Here is a 3,995-nt window from a genome sequence, read left to right on the forward strand (position 1 = left end):
GAACATGGGCTTCGCCCTGAAGATCGCCGGCGTCGGCAAGGAGGAGCGCGCCGCTCGCGTCCTCGAGGCCGCCAAGCTCCTCGACCTCGAGGAGTACCTGACCCGCAAGCCGAAGGCCCTCTCGGGTGGTCAGCGTCAGCGCGTCGCGATGGGCCGCGCGATCGTCCGCCAGCCGCAGGTGTTCCTCATGGACGAGCCGCTGTCGAACCTCGACGCGAAGCTCCGCGTCCAGACCCGCACGCAGATCGCGTCGCTGCAGCGCCGCCTCGGCGTCACCACGGTCTACGTCACCCACGACCAGACCGAGGCCCTCACCATGGGCGACCGCATCGCGGTCCTCAAGGACGGCCTCCTCCAGCAGGTCGGCACGCCGCGCGACCTGTACGAGAAGCCGAACAACGTGTTCGTGGCCGGCTTCATCGGCTCGCCCGCCATGAACCTGTTCCCGGCGAGCATCGCCGAGGGCGGCGTGCAGTTCGGCGACAAGGTCGTCGGTGTCGAGGCCGACACGCTCGGCAAGGCGCACGGCTCGGACGTCACCATCGGTGTGCGCCCCGAGGACATCCAGGTCGCCCCCGAGGACGGCAAGGGCCTCACGGTCACCGTCGACCTCGTCGAGGAGCTCGGCGCGGACGGCTACCTGTACGGCCACGCGGACGTCGACGGCAAGCGCACCGACATCGTCGCGCGCGTCGACGGACGTCGTCACCCGAACGCGGGCGACAAGGTCACGCTGGCTCCGGTCCCCGGTCACGTGCACGTCTTCGACATCGAGTCGGGCGAGCGCCTCACCGACAAGGCCATCGCTTCGGCGTAAGCAGTTCCTTCGCGACGGCGCGGGCGGGAGTCATTCCCCCCGCGCCGTCGCGCTGTTCCCGCCGAACCTGACGACGAGGAGGCGCGTTGTCCGACGCGTTGAGCATCACCGCGAGCAGTGTCGACCCCGGGCTGCTCACGCTGCCGTGGTCGACCCCGCTCGGCGACTGGCCGTCGAGCCACATCGTCTTCCTTCCGAAGGGCATCTCGCGCCACCTGGTGCGCTTCGCGAACCTGTCGGGGAGGGTCGTCGCGATCAAAGAGACGACCGAGTCGATGGCTCGCCGCGAGTACGACATGCTGGGCAACCTGGCCCGGCTGGACGTCCCGTGCGTCGAGCGTGTGGCGGTGATCGCAGGGCGGACGGATGCCGACGGCGCCCCGCTCCCGGCCGCCCTGGTGACGGCGCACCTCAAGTTCTCGCTCCCCTATCGCGCGCTGTTCACTCAGGTGCTGCGCCCCGACACCGCGACGCGCCTGGTGGACGCGCTGGCGCTGCTGCTGGTGCGCCTGCACAACGTGGGCTTCTTCTGGGGCGACGTGTCGCTGTCGAACACGCTCTTCCGCCGCGATGCCGGCGCCTTCGCGGCGTACCTCGTCGACGCCGAGACCGGTGAGCTGCACGAGAGCGGGCTGACCCCGGGCCAGCGCGCGCACGACCTCGATGTCGCGCGCACCAACATCGCGGGCGAGATCATGGACCTCGAAGCCGGCGGCCGCCTCGAGGGCGGCGTCGACGCGATCGCGATCGCCGACGGCATCGTGTCGTCGTACCACTCGCTGTGGGCGGCGCTCACGGACGAGGAGTCGTTCCGCGCCGACGAGGCGTGGCGCCTCACGCAGCGCGTGCAGCGCCTGAACGACCTCGGCTTCGACATCGGCGAGATGTCGATCCAGACGACCGCGGACGGCACGCGTGTCTCGATCCAGCCGAAGGTGGTGGATGCCGGCCATCACCAGCGCCGTCTGCTGCGGCTGACCGGCCTCGACGTCGAAGAGAACCAGGCGCGCCGGCTGCTCAACGACCTCGACGAGTTCCGCGTGCGCGTGTCACGCCTGGGCGACGACGAGGAGATGGCCGCCCACGAGTGGCTCACCCGCGTGTTCGAGCCGGTCGTGAAGGCGATCCCGTGGGATCTGCGGGCCAAGCTCGAACCCGCCGAGGTGTTCCACCAGCTGCTGGAGCACCGTTGGTACCTGTCGCAGGCGAAGGGCAAGTCGGTGCCGCTGGCCGAGGCGCTGTCGAGCTACATCGACAATGTGCTGCGCCACCGCCGCGACGAGGCGACCCTCATGGGCCCGAACACCGAGACGATGTCGCTCCCCGTCATCACCTCGTCGACCCCCGTCGTCGACGACGACGAAGACGACATCGACTGGCGCGACCTGGTCTGACCGGCACCGAATTCAGGAGCCGCGGTTCAGTAGCCGACGGTGAAGCGGCCCCGGGGATGCTGCGGGTGCTCGATCTCGTCGACCACCGCGACGGCCAGGTCGGGGCCTGAGATGTAGGACTCCCCCTCGGCATCGGTGACGACCACGTCGCCGCCGGTGCGGTATTGGCCCGTGCGCTCGCCCGGGTTCCACTCGCCGAAGCCGCCGGCGGGGTGGATGTAGAACCAGTCCGCGGCGTCGGGCGAGAGCGCCTGCAGGTCTTCGAGGATGCCCAGCCCTTCGAGAGCCTCGGGCAGGTAGTCGGCGCCGAACGTCGGCAGGTCGAGCAGATGCTGTCCGCCCTCGGTCTCGAGGCTGCCGCCGGCACCGCCGACCACTCCGAGGCGCACGCCCTCGGGGAGCACCGAGACGAGGCTCGCGATGTTCGGCCGGACGAGGCCGGCCATGTCGCCGCGCGGGGCCACCGCCGAGACGACCACGTCGACGCCCTCGAGCTGCGCGAGCAGCGCCGGGACGTCGGTGAGCGACCCCTCGATGTAGATGGCGCCCGGCTGGCGCTCGCTCGGGATGCGGCGCGCGATCGACAGCACGCTGTGCCCGCGGCTCACCGCCTCGGCGACGATGTGACGGCCGGCGTAGCCGGAGCCTCCGATGACGGCGATGCGAGCCATGTGTTGCCTTTCGTCGTGGGTGCGGATCAGGCGAGGTCGCCGCTGCGCAGCGACGACACCTGGTAGAGCGCGACGGATGCCGCGATCCCGGCGTTGAGCGACTCGGCGGCCGAAGAGATCGGGATCGACACGATCTGGTCGCACGTCTCGGTGACCAGGCGCGAGAGGCCCTTGCCCTCGGAGCCGACGACGATCACGACCGGCCGGTCGGCGAGCTGGAGGGCGGGCAGCGACACGTCGCCGCCGCCGTCGAGCCCGAGCACGAACACGCCCTGCTTCTTGAACTCCTTGAGCGTCGTCGTGAGGTTCGGCGCCACGGCGACGGGGATGCGCGCGGCGGCGCCGGCGCTGGTCTTCCACGCGGCCGAGTTGACGCCGGCCGAGCGACGCTGCGGCACGATCACGCCCTGGCCTCCGAAGGCGGCGGTGGAACGGATGATGGCGCCGAGGTTGCGAGGATCCGTGACACCGTCGAGGGCGATCAGCAGGGGCAGCTCGTCGCGGTCGATGATCTGCTCCAGCAGGTCCTGCGGGTGCGCGTACTCGTACGGCGGCACCTTGAGCGCGACGCCCTGGTGGACGCCGTCGAAGCCGGCCATGCGGTCGAGCTCGGGACGCGTGACCTCGAGCACCGGGATGCCGCGGTGGCTCGCGATCGACAGCATCTCTTTCACGCGGTCGTCCATCTCGACGCGCTGCGCGATGTAGAACGCGGTGGCGGGGATCTTCGCACGAAGCGCCTCGAGCACCGAGTTGCGGCCGGTCACGGTCTCGGTGTCGTCACCGGCCTTCGACTTGCCGGACCGGTTCGGGTTCGAGCCCTGCGGCTTCTGGCCGGGCTTGCCCTTGCCGCCCGCGGCGGCGTAGCGCTCGGCGGCCGCCTTCCGCTTGCCGGCGACGTGCCAGGCGCGGTCCTCTGCCTTGGGCGTCGGGCCGCGTCCTTCGAGGGACTTGCGGCCGTTGCCGCCGGTGCCCTTCTGGGCGCCCTTCTTCTTGCTGTTGCCCGCGCCGGGGCGTGCTGGCTTAGCCATCGCTGTAACTCCAGTGTGTTCCGTCTGCTGAATCTTCGAGGGCGATGCCGGCCGCCGCGATCGCGTCGCGGATGCGGTCGGC

4 protein-coding genes are annotated in these 3,995 nt (G+C 70.6%); 2 read left to right on the plus strand and 2 right to left on the minus strand.

What is annotated here, in order from left to right; genetic code table 11:
* On the plus strand, window positions 1–817 hold an 817-nt coding region (locus tag ACTHNQ_RS21060; RefSeq protein WP_440335866.1), incomplete at its 5' end, for an ABC transporter ATP-binding protein.
* A gap of 86 nt (window positions 818–903) precedes the next feature.
* Window positions 904–2,211 (plus strand): DUF4032 domain-containing protein, encoded by a 1,308-nt coding sequence (locus tag ACTHNQ_RS21065; protein WP_440335867.1) that lies wholly within the window; start codon window positions 904–906, stop codon window positions 2,209–2,211.
* Between the two features lie 26 nt (window positions 2,212–2,237).
* Here ACTHNQ_RS21065 and ACTHNQ_RS21070 read toward each other — a convergent pair whose 3' ends face one another.
* The gene (locus ACTHNQ_RS21070) at window positions 2,238–2,882 is read right to left on the minus strand and encodes an NAD(P)-dependent oxidoreductase (RefSeq protein ID WP_440335868.1); all 645 of its coding nucleotides are present in this window, start codon (window positions 2,880–2,882) and stop codon (window positions 2,238–2,240) included.
* Between the two features lie 26 nt (window positions 2,883–2,908).
* On the minus strand, window positions 2,909–3,913 hold the full coding sequence (gene rlmB, locus ACTHNQ_RS21075) for a 23S rRNA (guanosine(2251)-2'-O)-methyltransferase RlmB (protein WP_440335869.1): 1,005 nt from the start codon (window positions 3,911–3,913) through the stop codon (window positions 2,909–2,911).
* Window positions 3,914–3,995: the final 82 nt, after the last annotated feature.

The organism is Microbacterium sp., from assembly GCF_051953575.1.
Lineage (GTDB): Bacteria > Actinomycetota > Actinomycetes > Actinomycetales > Microbacteriaceae > Microbacterium.